Source organism: Microbulbifer mixtoriginis (SeqCode), from assembly GCF_052466765.1.
In genome coordinates this window covers 787092-802876 of sequence record NZ_CP174289.1, presented here as the reverse complement: position 1 = coordinate 802876, position 15785 = coordinate 787092, and the positions used below count along the sequence as shown (strand labels likewise).

Below are 15785 nucleotides of genomic sequence, written 5' to 3'. Positions count from 1 at the left end.
CGACACTGTTATAATCGCGTAAATTTCCAGGGTGTGGGCGTGGAGTAAGCCGTGAAACAGATGAGCTGGTTGGGGCAATTTCTACTTGCGTTTGGCCTCTTGTGCCTATCCGTAGTGGCGCAGGCGGTGGTGGAGACGGAGAAGTTGTCCTCTTCGGAACTGGAGGCGCGCTACCGGGTGCTGATCGAAGAAATGCGTTGTCCAAAATGCCAGAATCAGAACTTGGCCGACTCGGATGCGTCGATTTCCGCAGATTTGCGGCGGGAAATTCGCCGGTTACTTGAAGAGGGTTTTACAGACAAAGAAATTACCGACTACATGGTGGCCCGCTATGGGGACTTTGTTCTCTACAGGCCCCCGGTACAGCGCAATACTCTGGCGCTTTGGCTGGCTCCCGGCATCTTTGCCTTGGTGGGTCTACTGGCTTTGATTGTGATTGTGGTGCGTTCTCGCAGTGGCACTGGTGCCAGTCAGGACGATGACTCTGGAGAATTGACTGCAGAAGAGAGGCGCCGTCTGAAAAAACTGCTAGGTGATGACCTGGACGATTTGACTGACCCTGGGAAGAAGAGCAAATGACTGATATTTGGTTTGGTTTAGCGATCCTGTTATTGCTGTTGGCATTTATCTTCCTTTTACCGGGATTGCGTGGAGCCGGTGCCCGGCGTTCCGGTGGAGATAAGCGTGAAGCCCTGGCGCAGCTGTATCGAGAGCGCACGCGGGAGCTTCGCGCAGCGGTGCAAAGTGGCGCTATGGATGAGCGGCAATTTGCCCAGCTGGAAGCGGAGATGGCACGCGAATTATTGAGCGCCAAAGAAGAAGCGAATGCCGTAACTCCCTCGCGTAAAGGCTCCGGGTTGCTGATTGGTCTGGCCGTTCTTGTACCTGCGATTGCAGTGGGGGCCTATGTCTTTTCTGAGCGCCCCCAGGAAGTATCTCTGTACCGTGAAATGTTGGCCAGTCAGCAGGGGCAAACAGACTCCTCAGCTGAAGAGCGCATCACCCAGCAGTTAAAGCAGCGGGCAGAAACTCACCCTGAGGATTTGAGCAGTCGCTTTGTTCTGGCTCAACGGCTTCTGGTCACTGGTGATATCGCCGGAGCGGTAGAGGCCTATCGCTATGTGCTGGCACGCGAACCCGAGGCAGTTATGGTTAAGGCCGAGCTGGCGCAAGCGTTATTTTTTGCGGGCGGCTCTAAAATAACGGATGAAATTCGCACTCTGGTCGATCAGGTGCTAGAGGCCCAGCCCAGCAATGGGACAGCATTAGGCTTGGCGGGAATTGCAGCCTATGAGGACAAGGATTACCGCAAGGCGCGTGATCATTGGCAGGGTGCCCTTGCGCAGCTGGCTCCAGGGTCTGCGGCGGCAGAGGCATTGGCGGCGGGTGTTGCCCGCGCCGAAAAGGCCCTGGGCGAAGATGGTAAAGATGGTGCGGTTGAGATAGTTCAAGCCGCTGTAGAGGAAAATGCTGGAGTTGCGGGTGAGGCCGCAGCGGAAATTCGAGTGCAAGTGAGCTTGGGTGACCAAGTTAAAGCAGATCCGTCAACGCCGGTGTTCATTTATGCCCGCAGCACTGATAGCCCAATGCCTTTGGCGATTGTTCGGCTAACCGCTGGCCAGTTACCAGCCGAAGTGGTGTTGGATGAATCCCGGGCTATGATGCCAGGGCGCTCCATTTCAACCGTAGATACGGTGCAATTGGTCGCACGCTTGGCTTTGCGTGGTGACGCGCGCCCCGCGGCGGGCGATTGGCAGGGCTCTATCAAGACCCTACCTAAATCCAGCTGGAGTGAGTCGCAGTCTATCGTTATTGACCGGGAGCTTTAGGCCCTATTCAAGCATCGCGTTGGCAGGCTGCAGTGTTCAGAAGAGTGCTGCGGCCTGAGAACTATTTGGCGCCTGGGCGGTCACAGCCGCACGGGTAGAAATAGATTTTGTTTTGCCACTGGTGATGATTTTGTGCCGCTTGAAATGTTGGCATTGGGTACCAGTTAAAGCCATTGCGCGATCTTGACTTGACCACTGGCCAATCCGGCCGATAATCCGCGTGAAAAGATACTGTGAAAAGCCGCGCTGAAAGCCCCGGTGGCGCCATGTACAATTGAGTGCTTGGTGATCGGGCCGGCAAAGATAAAAATACCGAGTTTAAGAATACATGCGTCTGAAGTGCATCAAGCTTGCGGGTTTCAAATCCTTTGTTGACCCCACCACTGTTTATTTCCCGACAAACCTCAACTCGGTGGTTGGCCCTAACGGCTGTGGTAAATCGAATACGATCGATGCTGTGCGCTGGGTAATGGGTGAGTCGTCTGCAAAAAATCTGCGCGGCGACTCTATGACAGACGTTATCTTTAATGGCTCCAGTGGTCGTAAACCTGTAGGCCAGGCCTCTATTGAACTGGTATTTGATAATTCTGCCGGCAAATTAACTGGCGCCTACGCCGCATTCTCCGAAGTTTCGGTAAAACGTAAGGTCACGCGCGAAGGCCAGAATAACTATTACCTAAATGGGGAGAAGTGCCGTCGCCGCGATGTAACTGATCTGTTCCTGGGGACCGGTCTCGGTCCGCGTAGTTATGCGATTATCGAACAGGGCATGATTTCCAAGCTGATTGAGGCCAAGCCCGAGGAACTCAGGGTCTATATCGAAGAGGCTGCAGGCATTTCCAAATACAAGGAGCGGCGGCGGGATACGGAAAACCGTATGCGCCGTACTTCTGAAAACCTGGAGCGTCTCACCGACATTCGCGATGAACTGGATCGGCAATTGTCTCGCTTGGAGCGACAGTCCGCCGCGGCAGAAAAATACAGCCGCTTTAAAGAGGAAGAGCGCAGCCACAAGGCAAATTTGCAAGCCCTAAAATACCGCGAACTCAATGAGCAGGCTGTCGCCAAGCAGCAACAGATTGGCGAACTGGAGCTTACCGTTGAGGAATTGGTAACCCGGCAGGTGAACTGTGATACCGGCATTGAGCAAAAGCGCGTTGGCTATCACGAGTTATCCGATGGTTTTAATGAAGTGCAGGGACGCTTCTATGCGGTGGGTGCGGACATTGCCCGCCTGGAGCAGAGTATCGCCCATGCCCGCGAGCGCTCCACTCGCCTGCATTCCGATTTGACTCAGACCGAGCAGGAGTTCCGCGAAGCGGAGACCAACCTGGAAGTAGATCGCGAGAAGGCTGCCCAGTTTGAGGAAGAGCTAGAAGTAATTGTTCCAGATCTGGAAATGGTGCTCGCCGCAGAGGAGGATTCCGCCACCGGGCTACTCGAAGCCGAAGAGCAGATGCGCAACTGGCAAAACGAGTGGGATCAGTTTAATCAGGGGGCTTCTGGCTCTCGTCAGAAAGCAGAGGTGCAGCAGTCTCGCATCCAGCATCTGGAGGCTTCGGGACAGCGACTTCTGGAGCGGATTAACAAGCTCATTGCAGAGCAGGCTGGCCTACAAGTTTCCGAGGATGACGAGGAAACCCTGCAGTTGAATGAACAGCTTGCCGAGCTGGAGATGCAGGTACAGGAGCGTCGCGAGGAAACTGCCGAACGCACAGAATCCCTACAGGAACTGCGCAATCGCGAGCGGGAGTTGGCGACCGAATTGGACCAGCTGCGTCTGCAGTTGCAAACCAGCCGAGGCCGCCAGGCTTCCCTTGAGGCGCTGCAACAGGCTGCGCTGGGGCAGGGTAAGGCAGTGGAAAATTGGCTGCAGCAGCAATCCCTGAGTGATCGCCCGCGTCTCGCCGACCAAATCCAGGCGCAAGCGGGCTGGGAAACTGCGGTGGAAACCGTACTCGGACAGCAGTTACAGGCGGTCTGTGTTGAGCAGTTGGAAAGTCTGACCGAGGGCTTGGAGCAACTGCAAAGTGGTCAGGCCGTCTTTATCGATGGCACTGCGGTGGGGGCAGCAGCCGCTGGGCAGCTGCCCACGTTGGTGAGCGTTGTACAGGGGCCATCGTCTCTCACCGGTCTGCTGGCCGGCATCTATACCGCGGACACTCTCAATGAAGCGCTGGCACAGCGCACTGGCCTGCAACCCCATGAGTCTATTGTGACGCGGGATGGGCTCTGGCTGGGTCCTAACTGGTTGCGAGTGAGCCGTGCCAGCGATGCCGAGACTGGGGTGCTCGCCCGCAAGCAGGATCTGGAAACACTGTCCGCAGAGATATCCCTGTGCGAAGAGCAGATTGAGCAGTGCAGTGAGCAGCGTGAATCTCTGCGCGAACAAGTGACCGGTGTTGAGCGGGCGATTGAACAAGCCCGCAACGACTCCGAGCAGCTCGGGCGGCGCGAAGCCGAATTACGCAGCCAACTCTCTGCCCGTCGCGCTCGCGCCGAGCAGATGAGTGAGCGCCGCAATCGCATCGAACAGGAAATTGCCGAGGTGCGTGAGCAGCAGGAAATCGAAGGTGAGTCGCTTTCTGAGGCGCGCCTGATGCTGCAGGAAGCCGTGGAGGCCATGAGCGATGACACCGATCGTCGCGAAATGCTGATGGAGCGGCGCGAAGCCCTGCGCGAAGCTCTGGATGCCGCCAGACAGCGTGCGCGCGAGGACAAGGATCGCGCCCACGAGCTGGCTATGCGCGAACAGTCGGTGCGCACCCAGATGGTTTCTCTGGAGCGCACATTGCAAGTGATGGGTGAGCAGCTGGAGCGCTTGCGTAGCCGCCGGGCCCAGCTGCAGGAGCAGATGGCTGAAACCCAGGACCCCTCCCAGGATTTCCAAATGGAGCTGGAGGAGAAGCTGGGTGAGCGTATTGAGGTGGAAACGGAGCTGGCTGAAGCCCGTAAAAAACTCGAAGAGGTGGAGACGGGGCTGCGTGAACAGGAACAGGAGCGACACAAAGTAGAGGCGGCTTTACAGGGGGTGCGCGCCCAGCTGGAGCAGGAACGTCTCTCCGCACAAACCCTTGAAGTGCAGCGCAACGGCCTGGTAGAACAGCTGCGCGAAGATGAACAGGATTTGGATCAGCTGCTCGAACAGCTACCCGGGGACTTGACGATTCCCCAGGTGCAGGAAGATCTGGAGTTGGTAGCCGCGCGTATCTCACGTTTGGGCCCGATCAACCTCGCCGCTATTGATGAATACAAACAGGAGTCTGAGCGTAAACATTATTTGGATCGCCAGTACGGTGACCTGATGGAGGCACTGGAGACTCTGGAAAATGCAATTAAGAAAATCGACAAAGAGACGAGAAGCCGCTTTAAGGAGACCTTCGATCAGGTCAATGCGGGCTTGCAGGAACTCTTCCCGAAAGTTTTTGGGGGCGGTAACGCCTATCTGGAGCTGACTGGCGAGGACCTGCTCGATACTGGGATCGCGATCATGGCGCGCCCGCCGGGCAAGCGCAACAGCACGATTCACTTACTCTCCGGTGGGGAAAAAGCGCTGACGGCAATCGCCCTGGTATTCTCTATTTTCCGCTTGAATCCAGCACCTTTCTGTATGCTGGACGAAGTGGATGCTCCTCTCGATGACGCTAACGTAGGTCGCTACGCACGAATGGTTAAAGAAATGTCAGAACACGTTCAGTTCATCTATATTACCCACAACAAGATTGCGATGGAGATGGCTGATCAGCTGTTGGGTGTGACCATGCATGAACCGGGTGTCTCTCGCCTGGTATCGGTGAATGTGGAAGAAGCAGCTGAGCTGGCTTCTGCATAAGGCGTAAAAGGAGGAGCGCTTAAATGGATAACTGGCTGGTTACGATCCTCGTGGTAGTGCTGCTTGTAGTGGTGCTGGACGGCGTACGCCGCGCAATTTTACGGCAGAAAGCCGCGGTGAAGGTATCGCGGAATCTGTCCAAAGCGATGCAATCCGAAGTGGGGGGTGATGCGGACCCCCTTGTGCAGGAACCGGCTCGCCCGCCTGAAACAAGTGGGACCCCCGGAGATTCCCAGGAAGAGACAAAGCCGCGACCGGCAACCAGTGAATTGCCAGGTCAGGTGCGTGTTGTGCAGAGGCGTGCTATGGAAGATGCACTGCATGTGAACCGCCAAGTGCAGGAGAGCTTTATTTCCTCGCGTAAGCCCCTCGCGGGCAGTGCACCGCAGCGCAACTCGCATGAGCAGGGAGTGCTGGACCTGGAGGAGCAGGTGCCCACCTTGATGGATTCTGTGGGCGAGGAGCAGCGCTTTGAGCCGGCGCTGGATGAGTCTGAGAGCTTCAATGCGCTCACCGAAGAGCGGATAGAGCCCACATCCCCGCGGGATGAGCCCCAAGCCCGCGAAGCCGATGCGGTTGTGTCGCCAAGCAAAGAATCCGCTGTAGAAAAAAGCTCGGTCCGCGATGAAGTGTTGGTTATTAATGTGATGGCACCCGAAGGCGATTACTTTGAGGGCAACGATCTTCTGCGGGTAATGGTGGCCTCTGGTATGCGTTTTGGAGAGATGAATATCTTCCATTACCACGAGGGAGGTGGTGCCGATGGTGCGGTGATATTTAGCCTGGCCAATATTGTGGTGCCGGGTGTTTTTGACCTGGCGCAAATGGAGGAGTTTGCCACCCCGGGGGTCAGTATGTTCCTGGCGTTGCCGGTTGAGGGCGAGGCGATCCAGGCATTCAATCAAATGCTTTCTACCGCTTACAAAATTGCCGAGTTGCTCGGGGGCGAGTTGAAAGATGAAAATCGCAGTGTTTTCACTGCCCAGACTGCTGAGCACTATCGTCAGCGTGTCGTGGAGTATCAGCGTCGCCGGGCCCTGAGTAAGGCGCAAGGCTGATAACCTGCAACACTATTTGTTCGCATAGTTTTACAATTCTTGCTTTGTAACAACGCGGCCCCAGGCCGCGGTTGAGCCTGAGGGCTTTTCCGCGAGCTGGGGCCGTTGTTGCATTTGAGTTTAATTTTTTTGATTTATTTTCACTCGAACAGTCGATGACCAAACAATCCATACCCCAGTCAATACGCGAGCGAGTAGAGGCTTTGCACGAGCTGCTCCTAAAAGCTAATTATCAATATTATGTGTTGGATAATCCGGAATTACCGGATGTGGAGTACGATCGCCGCCTAAGAGAATTGCAGGATATAGAGCAACAATACCCAGAGTTGCTGAGCCCGGATTCGCCTACCCAACGGGTCGGCGCAGAGCCGCTATCCTCCTTTTCGGAAGTGCGCCACGAAGTGCCCATGCTTTCTCTGGATAATGCCTTTAGCGATGAGGAGCTGCTGGAATTTGATCGTCGGGTGAGAGACCGCCTGAATAGCAAGGGCGCAATCGAATATGCCTGTGAGCCTAAGTTGGATGGTATCGCTATCAGTCTGCTCTACCGCGATGGCATTTTGGAGCGTGCGGCGACCCGCGGAGATGGCACCACTGGCGAAGATATTACCCAGAATGTACGCACTGTGGGCTCGGTGCCACTGCGTCTGCGTCAAGAGAAGGGGGTCACAGCGTATCCGGCAGTACTGGAGGTGCGCGGTGAAATCTATATGCCCAAGGCGGGCTTTGCCGAGTTAAATCGCAAGGCTGCCGCCGCGGGCGAGAAGCTATTCGTCAATCCTCGCAATGCGGCGGCGGGCAGTCTTAGACAGCTCGATTCCCGCATTACCGCGCAGCGCCCGCTTGAGCTTTGTGTCTATGGTACTGGGCTGGTCGAGGGGGCCTCTCTGCCGGAAGAGCATCTGGCAACGCTCGAGTTGCTGGGGCAGTGGGGATTTCGGGTGAATAACGAAATGCGTTTGGCGGCGGATATTCAGGCCTGCATCGAATACCACCGCGAGCTCGGCGATAAACGCGAGGGCTTACCCTACGATATCGATGGCATTGTGTTTAAGGTCAATAGTATTCCCCTGCAACGCCGTTTGGGTTTTGTTGCCAGGGCGCCGCGCTGGTCTATGGCCTATAAATTTCCCGCTCAGGAAGAAATGACCGAGCTTCTGGATGTGGAGTTCCAGGTGGGACGCACTGGGGCGGTTACCCCAGTGGCGCGCCTTAAGCCGGTGTTTGTGGGTGGGGTAACCGTCTCCAATGCGACTTTGCACAATCGCGATGAAATCCAGCGCCTCGGTGTGATGATCGGCGATACCGTGGTGATTCGCCGTGCTGGGGATGTGATTCCCCAGGTGGTTTCGGTTGTGGAGAGTAAGCGCCCGAAAGATACCCGTGTAATTGAATTTCCAGCACACTGCCCGGTGTGTGATTCGCCGGTGGAATCCACTCCCGGGGAAGCCGTTGCCCGTTGCAGTGGTGGTTTGATTTGTAGCGCTCAGCGTAAGCAGGCGATCAAACACTTCGCTTCACGTAAGGCGATGGATATCGATGGCCTGGGGGACAAATTGGTAGAACAGTTGGTGGATGAGGGGCTGCTGCACTCGGTTTCCGGCCTCTATCACCTCGATCTCGAGCAGGTTGCCGGGCTCGAGCGCATGGGACAGAAATCTGCACAAAATCTACTCGATGCCTTGGAGCGCAGCAAAGATACAACCCTGCCCAAATTCCTTTATGCCCTGGGTATTCGCGAGGTGGGAGAGGCGACTGCGCGCAACCTAGCTCGCCATTTCGGCTCCCTGGAGGTATTGGTGGCGGCCAGTGAAGAGGCACTACAGGAGGTGGAAGATGTGGGACCTGTTGTTGCCCATTTTGTTGCCGAGTTCTTCCAGCAATCCCACGCCCAGGAGGAGATCGAAGCCTTGCGTCAGGCGGGTGTGCACTGGGTGGTGGAAGAAGTCGCAGCCGAGGAGCAACCCCTAGCGGGCCAGACCTGGGTGCTGACCGGAAAATTGGAAACGCTGTCACGCAGCGAGGCCAAGGATTACCTGCAACGTCTTGGTGCCAAGGTGGCCGGTAGTGTCTCTGCAAAAACGCACCATGTAGTGGCGGGCCCCGGTGCCGGTTCAAAATTGAACAAGGCACGGGAGTTGGGCATTCCGGTGATGGATGAAGAGGGTCTGATGGATATGTTGCGCCAACGGGGATTTGAAATTTAATCTGTCGCTGCGGGCACTGTGAATTGGTGCTCTCGCCTCCCGTTAAATCTCACAAGTAATTTATAAAAAAATTGGCGATGATTATGGTAATGCCAATGATCACCCGTGGAGTTATGGCTTTCTGGTCGCTTCGCCGTTAAAGTGCATCTCCTAGATCTTTTTTGCCCTGGGTACCTGATGTCCGGTGGCGCTGTGGTAAGGAAAGGAATTAATGCTTCAGGGCGATCAGGAATCCATAGTCTACGGTTGTATCAAAGACAGCAATAGCCTTGCCGGAGGTAGCGAACGCCGTCGTATTAACCGCAATGCGGTACTCGCTCTGCCCAGTGCAGACGAGTGGCCCTTTCTCTGTCGCGATATGTTTTCTATTCCCACCATTAAAATGAAGCAATCCCAATACCAAACGGATGTGATCCACTTTGGTGCCTCCTATCGTGCGGTAGAGTATGAATGGGATATGTGGATTCAGAAGTTTGAGGAATTGTTGAGAAGCATGTACTGGGTGTCCGCCACTGTACACTTGGAAACCGAGCTTTCCGGAGTGCATTCCTTTAGTTGGGAGGCTGCTGGCCTCTATCATGAACCCGGAAGTGGTGACATGCAGGTACGCTGTGAATGGACTCAGGAGGGGCGGGTGAGTGTCTAACTTGGCAAGCTCACTCTGCGCCTCAATCCCCGGTATCTTGGGTCTTTTCTTTTAGCTCTTAATACTTCCTTCTTTCAGAGGCTTCCTCTGCCTAAGGCTTTTCGCGAGGCGTCAGTCACAGATTTTGGCGCTCGCCTTCGATTCGGCAACTATATTCCCTGGAACCCCCTTTCAGTGGGACTTTGGTCTGGTAAAGTGCTGTTTGCCACCCCGCCGCAGAATGTGGGGTTGGTGGGCTGTTCAGCCAGATGATAAGAATTGGCGTCGTAGGCGCCTTATCAGGAAGCAAAGATTATGATCAAAGTGAACTCTCTACTTTTCGCCAGTGCCTTGATGTTGTCGCCGCTGTTACAAGCTGCGGAACACGGCAGCAAGACCGAAGCTGCGGAAAAGGCCCCGCAGCAAACCAAGCTCTATATTATCTCCCCGAAAGATGGCGAGAAGGTGCCACAGACTTTCACTGTGAAATTTGGCCTGTCTGGCATGGGTGTGGCTCCGGCGGGTGTAGAGCGTGAAAATACCGGCCACCACCACCTGCTGATTGATGTGGATGATATGCCGGACTTGAGTAAGCCCCTGCCCGCGACTGAAAATATCATTCACTTTGGTGGTGGTCAGACAGAGACACAAGTCACCTTGCCGCCCGGTAAACATACGCTACAACTGGTGCTGGGCAACTATATGCATGTGCCCCACAAGAATCCGGTGGTATCGAAAAAGATTACCGTTGTAGTCGAGTAGATCCCGGGCAATTCCACATTTCTGAACGGTGCACAGGAGTGCACCCTGAGGGACACAAATGGGCGATAAATTCCGCATTGAAAAGGACAGTCTCGGCGAGATCCAAGTGCCACAGGAGGCGCTTTACGGAGCACAGACCCAGCGTGCCGTAGAGAACTTCCCTGTCAGTGGCAAGCCCCTACCTGCTGAATTTCTCCGGGCCATAGTGCTGATTAAAAAGTCTGCTGCCGAGGCCAACAGGGATCTGGGCTTGCTGGATAAGGCGAGGGCGAAAGCGATTATCGACGCCTGTGATCGACTTGGCGATGAGGAGTTTGCGCGCCATTTTCCTGTGGATATTTACCAAACTGGTTCCGGCACCAGTTCAAATATGAATGTGAACGAGGTGTTGGCGCACCTCGCTGCAGAGGGCAATGGCTTGTCTATTAGCCCCAATGATCATGTCAATATGAGTCAAAGCAGTAATGACGTGATTCCCACGGCGATACATGTATCGGCTCTGCTGGCAGTGCGCGACAAGTTGCTGCCGGCGTTGCGTAATCTTCATACCGGAATATGCAATAAGAGCGTCGAGCTGGAGAGCGTGGTCAAGACAGGCCGAACCCATCTGATGGATGCTGTTCCTATCACTATGGCGCAGGAGCTGAGTGGTTGGGCGGCACAGGTTGAAGCTGGTCGAGAGCGAATCCGTGGCTGTATGCCGCGCCTGGCACAGTTGGCCCAAGGCGGCACGGCGGTGGGTACTGGTCTCAATGCCCACGCTGACTTTGCCGAGCTTTTTGCGCAAAAGTTGAGTGCACACACTTCTCAGCAATTCCGCCCAGCGGAGAATTTTTTTGAGGCGATTTCCAGCCAGGATACTTCAGTGGAGCTGTCTGGGCAGCTCAAGGTTTTGGCTGTATCCATGATGAAGATTGCCAATGACTTGCGTTGGATGAACAGTGGTCCCTTGGCAGGTCTCAAGGAGATTGAGCTCAAAGCCCTGCAGCCGGGCAGCAGTATTATGCCCGGCAAGGTGAACCCGGTAATTGCTGAGTCTGCCGCAATGGTGGCGGCAAGGGTGATGGGTAACGACGCAACCATCACAGTGGCCGGACAAAGTGGCAATTTCCAGTTAAATGTAATGCTGCCCCTGGTGGCCAGCACATTGTTGGAGAGCGTTCACTTGCTCGCCAATGCCGCGCAGTTGCTGGCGGATCAGGCTATCGCAAGCTTTACCGTGAATCGCGCCCATATTGACGAAACCCTGGGGCGGAACCCTATCTTGGTTACCGCCCTGAATCCGGTCATCGGGTATCTGAAGGCCGCTGAAATTGCTAAAGCGGCCTATAAAAGTGGTCGTCCGGTGATGGATGTGGCGCTGGAGATGACGGATTTGGATCGCAAAACTCTTGAGGGGCTGCTGGACCCGGCACATCTGGCGAAGGGAGGATTGGTGGGGGAGTAGCGACTCTTTAATTAGGGGGGGGTTAGGCAAAGACCGCGATGCCCAGCATTATCAGGGTGACAATCAGTGTCATAAGTATCATCCAGCGGAAGAGACGCAGCAGGGTAGCCTGATCTTCGGGTTCCAGCATTCTTCTGGGCATTTGCGCCTCCTGCGGCGTTGACAGATACCTGCCGATCCCTCACGATTCGACGCCGCGTCGGTAGCTGGGGAACATTTGATTAATTTCACAATGTTTCATGGGGGCTTTTTACAGGCTCTTAGGTGCCGACAATACAATGGTAGCGCCACAAGAAGTGGCTATCTCACCTGTTTTAAAAATCAATGTATCCAGATCACCATGGCCAATAAAAGTCGCCGCTCATTTATTACCAGCGTGCTCGCCTGTGTCGCATTTGTTGCGGCGGCGATCTTTAGCTGGGACCTGCCTGTCAAGGATGTCCTTTATTACCTGGTCCTTTTACTGTTAGCGCTGTTTGTCATTATTGCAGCTGCGTTGGGTTTTGGGGCCGTATTGAGCTGGTTACGCAGGCGAAAGTAGACAGATGGCGGCATCAGAAGAGGATATTCGTATACCCATTGCCTACCTGGAGCGATTGCTAGAGGAGGCGATACGCCACGGCTGCGACAAAGCCGAGCTGCTCGAGTCGGTCGGTATTGATGAGCATGAGCTGGAGGGTGTGGCGGCATTTTCGGCGATAAAATACGGCCGTCTTTACCAGCGGGTTATGTGGCTGGCCCAAAATGAATGGTTTGGCATGCTCAGTGGCGGGCGAGTGCGTTCGGGCTCTTTCCGTTTGCTGTGTATGGCGGTGGTCAATTGTGCCACTCTGCGCCAGGCAATTACGCTCTGTGCCGAGTTTATGGAGATCTGTCGCGGATTTAAGGTGAAGCCGGAGCTGCAGGATGGAGAAAATGGCCGCGTGCGGGTAGAAATCCACGGTATCAGCTCCCTGGAAAAAGGAGAGTTTGATCGGCTGTTGGCCGCCACTAGCCCCAGTGTGGTGCGCACTACCTTGGCAGTTTGGCACCGTTTCTACTGCTGGTTGGCAGGGCGTGAAATCCCGCTGGCACGTTTGCATTTTTCTTTCTCCTGTCCGGAAGAGTTTCGCAGCTTGGCTCAGAGCGAAGCGGGCGAACTGTCTTTTGAGCAGCCATTCAATGCCCTCGAGTACGATGCACGTTATCTCGATTACCCGGTGGTGCAGAGCCCCCAGATGGTGGAGGATTTTATCCGCACCGCGCCTTATCATCTGGTGATTAGCGACGGCAGTGCCAACAGCATCAAAACCAAGGTTAAAACCATCCTCAACAGGGATGTCAGCGAATCCATGCCCGCCGCCGAAGCTGTGGCAGAGCGGCTCAATATGTCGGTGACTACTTTGCGCCGCCGCCTGCAGCAAGAGGGCACTTCTTACCAGAAATTGAAAGATGAGTGCCGTATGGAAGCGGCATTCCACTACCTGAGTTGCCCGGATCTCTCCAATGGACAGATTGCCGAGATGCTCGGGTTTGATGAATCCAGTGCTTTTTTCCGCGCCTTTAAGAAGTGGACTGGGATCACGCCAGGCGAATACCGCCGAGGGGGCCGAGCCGCAGCTGGCCTGGATATTTGACTAGTCTGGTCACATTTTTTCGAATTCCCGCCTCGATTTGTCACCGCTTTGGACGGATTTCGCCATAGAGAGGGCTGTAGCCTTACTACTATGATGAACCAATCTTATTAATTAGTCACAAATATGACCGGGCAGTTTCTGGCTGGTCTTAACATAACCGAATTGAGGGTATCAGGATGACCGATATCAAAGTGCCACTGCGTGAAATGCGTTTCGTAATGCGCGAGATGCTGGACTCAGATAAGCATTACGAGTCTCTGGGTTTTGAGGAGGCCACTCCTGATGTCGTGGATGCCATCCTGGAAGAGGGTGCTAAGTTCTGTGAAAACGTACTGGCTCCGCTGAATCAGATCGGCGATCAGCAGGGCTGTACCTGGAAAGACGGTGAAGTCACCACTCCAGAAGGCTTTAAAGAGGCCTATCAGCAGTTTGTAGAAGCCGGCTGGCCGGCGCTGCCCCACGACCCCGAATACGGCGGTCAGGGCCTGCCGCCCTCTCTGGGCACCATCATGAGCGAAATGGTGGGTATTGCTAACTGGTCTTGGGGTATGTACCCGGGCCTTTCCCACGGTGCCATGAACACCCTGGAAGAGCACGGTACCGACGAACAGAAGGCGGTTTATCTGACCAAGCTGGTTGAAGGCAGCTGGACCGGCACCATGTGTCTGACCGAGCCTCACTGTGGTACCGACCTGGGTATCCTGCGCACCAAGGCTGAGCCCAACGATGACGGCTCTTACGCGATTACCGGTACCAAGATCTTTATCTCCGCCGGTGAGCACGACATGACCGACAATATCGTGCATATCGTACTGGCACGCCTCCCAGATGCGCCGGCTGGCACCAAGGGGATCTCCCTGTTCATCGTGCCCAAGTTTATGCCTAACGCTGATGGCTCTATCGGTGAACGCAACGGTGTTGTATGTGGTTCTCTGGAACACAAGATGGGTATTCACGGTAATGCCACCGCAGTACTGAACTTTGACGGTGCTAAAGGCTTCCTGATTGGCGAGCCCAACAAAGGTCTGAACTACATGTTCACCTTTATGAATACTGCGCGTCTGGGTACCGCTTTGCAGGGCCTTGCCCACTCCGAAATCGGCTTCCAGAAGTCCTTGGCTTACGCTAAAGATCGCCTGCAAATGCGCTCCCTGTCTGGCGTTAAGAACCCAGAGGGTCCCGCTGACCCAATTATCGTGCACCCTGATGTACGTCGCATGCTGATGACCCAAAAGGCCATCTCTGAAGGCAGCCGTATGTTGGTTGTTACTTGTGCGCAACTGGTTGACATCACTCATAAAGGTGATGAGGAAGCGAAGAAAGAAGCGGAAGATCTGCTGGCATTCCTAACGCCGATCGCTAAAGCATTCATTACCGAAGCCGGTCTTGAGTCTGCCAACCTGGGCCTGCAGTGCTTCGGTGGCCACGGCTACATCGCCGAGTGGGGCATGGAGCAGAATGTGCGCGATGCGCGTATCTCCACCATCTACGAAGGTACCACTGGCGTTCAAGCACTCGACCTGCTGGGTCGTAAGGTATTGATGAGTCAGGGTGAGCTGCTGCGCCACTTCACCAAGAAAGTGCACAAGTTCTGCCAGGCGGAAATTGATAATGAAGCGCTTGCGCCTTTTGTTACCAAGCTGCAAGAGCTGAACAAGCAGTGGGGCGACCTGACTCTGCACGTAGGCGGTAAGGCCATGGAGAATGCGGACGAAGTTGGTGCGGCTTCCGTGGATTACCTGATGTTCTCCGGCTACACCGTGCTGGGTTACCTGTGGGCGCGTGCTGCTAAAGTAGCTAACGAGAAGTTAGCTGAAGGCACTGCTGAAGTAGATTTCTATCAAGCCAAGCTGAAGACTGCCCGTTTCTATTTCGAGCGCATCCTTCCGCGTACCTCCAGTCATGCTGAAACCATGCTGAGCGGTGCGGCCAACCTGATGGATCTGGACGCAGAACATTTCGCGTTCTAAATCCAGTCTCATTAAAAAACCGCCGGTCTTCACCGGCGGTTTTTTTTACCGGCGCCGAAGTGGCCAATGACGGAGACATTCCGATGCAATTGCCGGATTCAGTTCAGGAGCGCCTGCGGCGCATAGCTTGTTTGCACCCACTTGCTCGGGTACAGTTCCGCCTGCCGGATGCCTGTGACTTTTATGTTTACGTAAAAGGAGCTCCGAATGATCTCGAAGTGGTTTCTGAGTTCGGGCAAACGGAAGAACCGGCGCTAATATTGGAAATGGCTAATCACACTTTGAATGCGATTTTGGCTGGCCATTTAAACGCTAGACATGCTTTTTTGTTGGGAGATGTCCAATACTCTGGAGATAGAGAATTGGCCGCTGCGTTGGCAGGTTTGTTTCCTGCGCAGGGTAAAGAGGACGATGGGTTTGGAGAGGCATGAATAAGCCT

At 54.8% G+C, this 15785-nt stretch carries 12 protein-coding genes; all 12 read left to right on the top strand.

What is annotated here, in order from left to right; all coding sequences use genetic code 11:
* The first annotated feature begins 60 nt into the window (after window positions 1–60).
* Complete coding sequence (locus tag ACJJIV_RS03390) at window positions 61–579, top strand: cytochrome c-type biogenesis protein (RefSeq protein WP_252085981.1); 519 nt, start codon at window positions 61–63, stop codon at window positions 577–579.
* Complete coding sequence (gene ccmI / locus ACJJIV_RS03385; RefSeq protein ID WP_444890752.1) at window positions 576–1829, top strand: c-type cytochrome biogenesis protein CcmI; 1254 nt, start codon at window positions 576–578, stop codon at window positions 1827–1829. The genes ACJJIV_RS03390 and ccmI overlap by 4 nt, the downstream gene beginning before the upstream one ends.
* A 328-nt stretch (window positions 1830–2157) precedes the next feature.
* Window positions 2158–5661: a chromosome segregation protein SMC gene (gene smc / locus ACJJIV_RS03380; RefSeq protein WP_444890751.1), complete on the top strand. Its 3504-nt coding sequence runs from the start codon at window positions 2158–2160 to the stop codon at window positions 5659–5661.
* 23 nt (window positions 5662–5684) lie between these two features.
* On the top strand, window positions 5685–6719 hold the full coding sequence (gene zipA, locus ACJJIV_RS03375) for a cell division protein ZipA (protein ID WP_444890750.1): 1035 nt from the start codon (window positions 5685–5687) through the stop codon (window positions 6717–6719).
* A 155-nt stretch (window positions 6720–6874) separates the two neighbouring features.
* Entirely contained in the window at window positions 6875–8926 is a 2052-nt protein-coding gene (ligA, locus tag ACJJIV_RS03370; protein ID WP_444890749.1) for an NAD-dependent DNA ligase LigA, read from the top strand.
* 211 nt (window positions 8927–9137) lie between these two features.
* The gene (locus tag ACJJIV_RS03365) at window positions 9138–9572 is read left to right on the top strand and encodes a hypothetical protein (protein WP_152456343.1); all 435 of its coding nucleotides are present in this window, start codon (window positions 9138–9140) and stop codon (window positions 9570–9572) included.
* A gap of 294 nt (window positions 9573–9866) precedes the next feature.
* Entirely contained in the window at window positions 9867–10313 is a 447-nt protein-coding gene (locus ACJJIV_RS03360; protein ID WP_444885444.1) for a DUF4399 domain-containing protein, read from the top strand.
* Between the two features lie 58 nt (window positions 10314–10371).
* Entirely contained in the window at window positions 10372–11760 is a 1389-nt protein-coding gene (locus tag ACJJIV_RS03355) for a class II fumarate hydratase (RefSeq protein ID WP_444890748.1), read from the top strand.
* A 340-nt stretch (window positions 11761–12100) separates the two neighbouring features.
* Window positions 12101–12301, top strand: a complete 201-nt coding sequence (locus ACJJIV_RS03350) for a hypothetical protein (RefSeq protein ID WP_252085344.1) — start codon at window positions 12101–12103, stop codon at window positions 12299–12301.
* A gap of 4 nt (window positions 12302–12305) precedes the next feature.
* Window positions 12306–13376, top strand: a complete 1071-nt coding sequence (locus ACJJIV_RS03345) for an AraC family transcriptional regulator (RefSeq protein ID WP_252085345.1) — start codon at window positions 12306–12308, stop codon at window positions 13374–13376.
* 176 nt (window positions 13377–13552) lie between these two features.
* Window positions 13553–15346, top strand: a complete 1794-nt coding sequence (locus tag ACJJIV_RS03340; protein WP_252085346.1) for an acyl-CoA dehydrogenase C-terminal domain-containing protein — start codon at window positions 13553–13555, stop codon at window positions 15344–15346.
* An 83-nt stretch (window positions 15347–15429) separates the two neighbouring features.
* Window positions 15430–15777 (top strand): SCP2 sterol-binding domain-containing protein, encoded by a 348-nt coding sequence (locus ACJJIV_RS03335; RefSeq protein WP_252085347.1) that lies wholly within the window; start codon window positions 15430–15432, stop codon window positions 15775–15777.
* Window positions 15778–15785: the final 8 nt, after the last annotated feature.

Coding starts and splice junctions, on each gene's coding strand:
- ACJJIV_RS03390 (WP_252085981.1), top strand. CDS start 61: ATGAGCTGGTTGGGGCAATTTCTACTTGCGTTTGGCCTCTTGTGCCTA.
- ccmI (WP_444890752.1), top strand. CDS start 576: ATGACTGATATTTGGTTTGGTTTAGCGATCCTGTTATTGCTGTTGGCA.
- smc (WP_444890751.1), top strand. CDS start 2,158: ATGCGTCTGAAGTGCATCAAGCTTGCGGGTTTCAAATCCTTTGTTGAC.
- zipA (WP_444890750.1), top strand. CDS start 5,685: ATGGATAACTGGCTGGTTACGATCCTCGTGGTAGTGCTGCTTGTAGTG.
- ligA (WP_444890749.1), top strand. CDS start 6,875: ATGACCAAACAATCCATACCCCAGTCAATACGCGAGCGAGTAGAGGCT.
- ACJJIV_RS03365 (WP_152456343.1), top strand. CDS start 9,138: ATGCTTCAGGGCGATCAGGAATCCATAGTCTACGGTTGTATCAAAGAC.
- ACJJIV_RS03360 (WP_444885444.1), top strand. CDS start 9,867: ATGATCAAAGTGAACTCTCTACTTTTCGCCAGTGCCTTGATGTTGTCG.
- ACJJIV_RS03355 (WP_444890748.1), top strand. CDS start 10,372: ATGGGCGATAAATTCCGCATTGAAAAGGACAGTCTCGGCGAGATCCAA.
- ACJJIV_RS03350 (WP_252085344.1), top strand. CDS start 12,101: ATGGCCAATAAAAGTCGCCGCTCATTTATTACCAGCGTGCTCGCCTGT.
- ACJJIV_RS03345 (WP_252085345.1), top strand. CDS start 12,306: ATGGCGGCATCAGAAGAGGATATTCGTATACCCATTGCCTACCTGGAG.
- ACJJIV_RS03340 (WP_252085346.1), top strand. CDS start 13,553: ATGACCGATATCAAAGTGCCACTGCGTGAAATGCGTTTCGTAATGCGC.
- ACJJIV_RS03335 (WP_252085347.1), top strand. CDS start 15,430: ATGCAATTGCCGGATTCAGTTCAGGAGCGCCTGCGGCGCATAGCTTGT.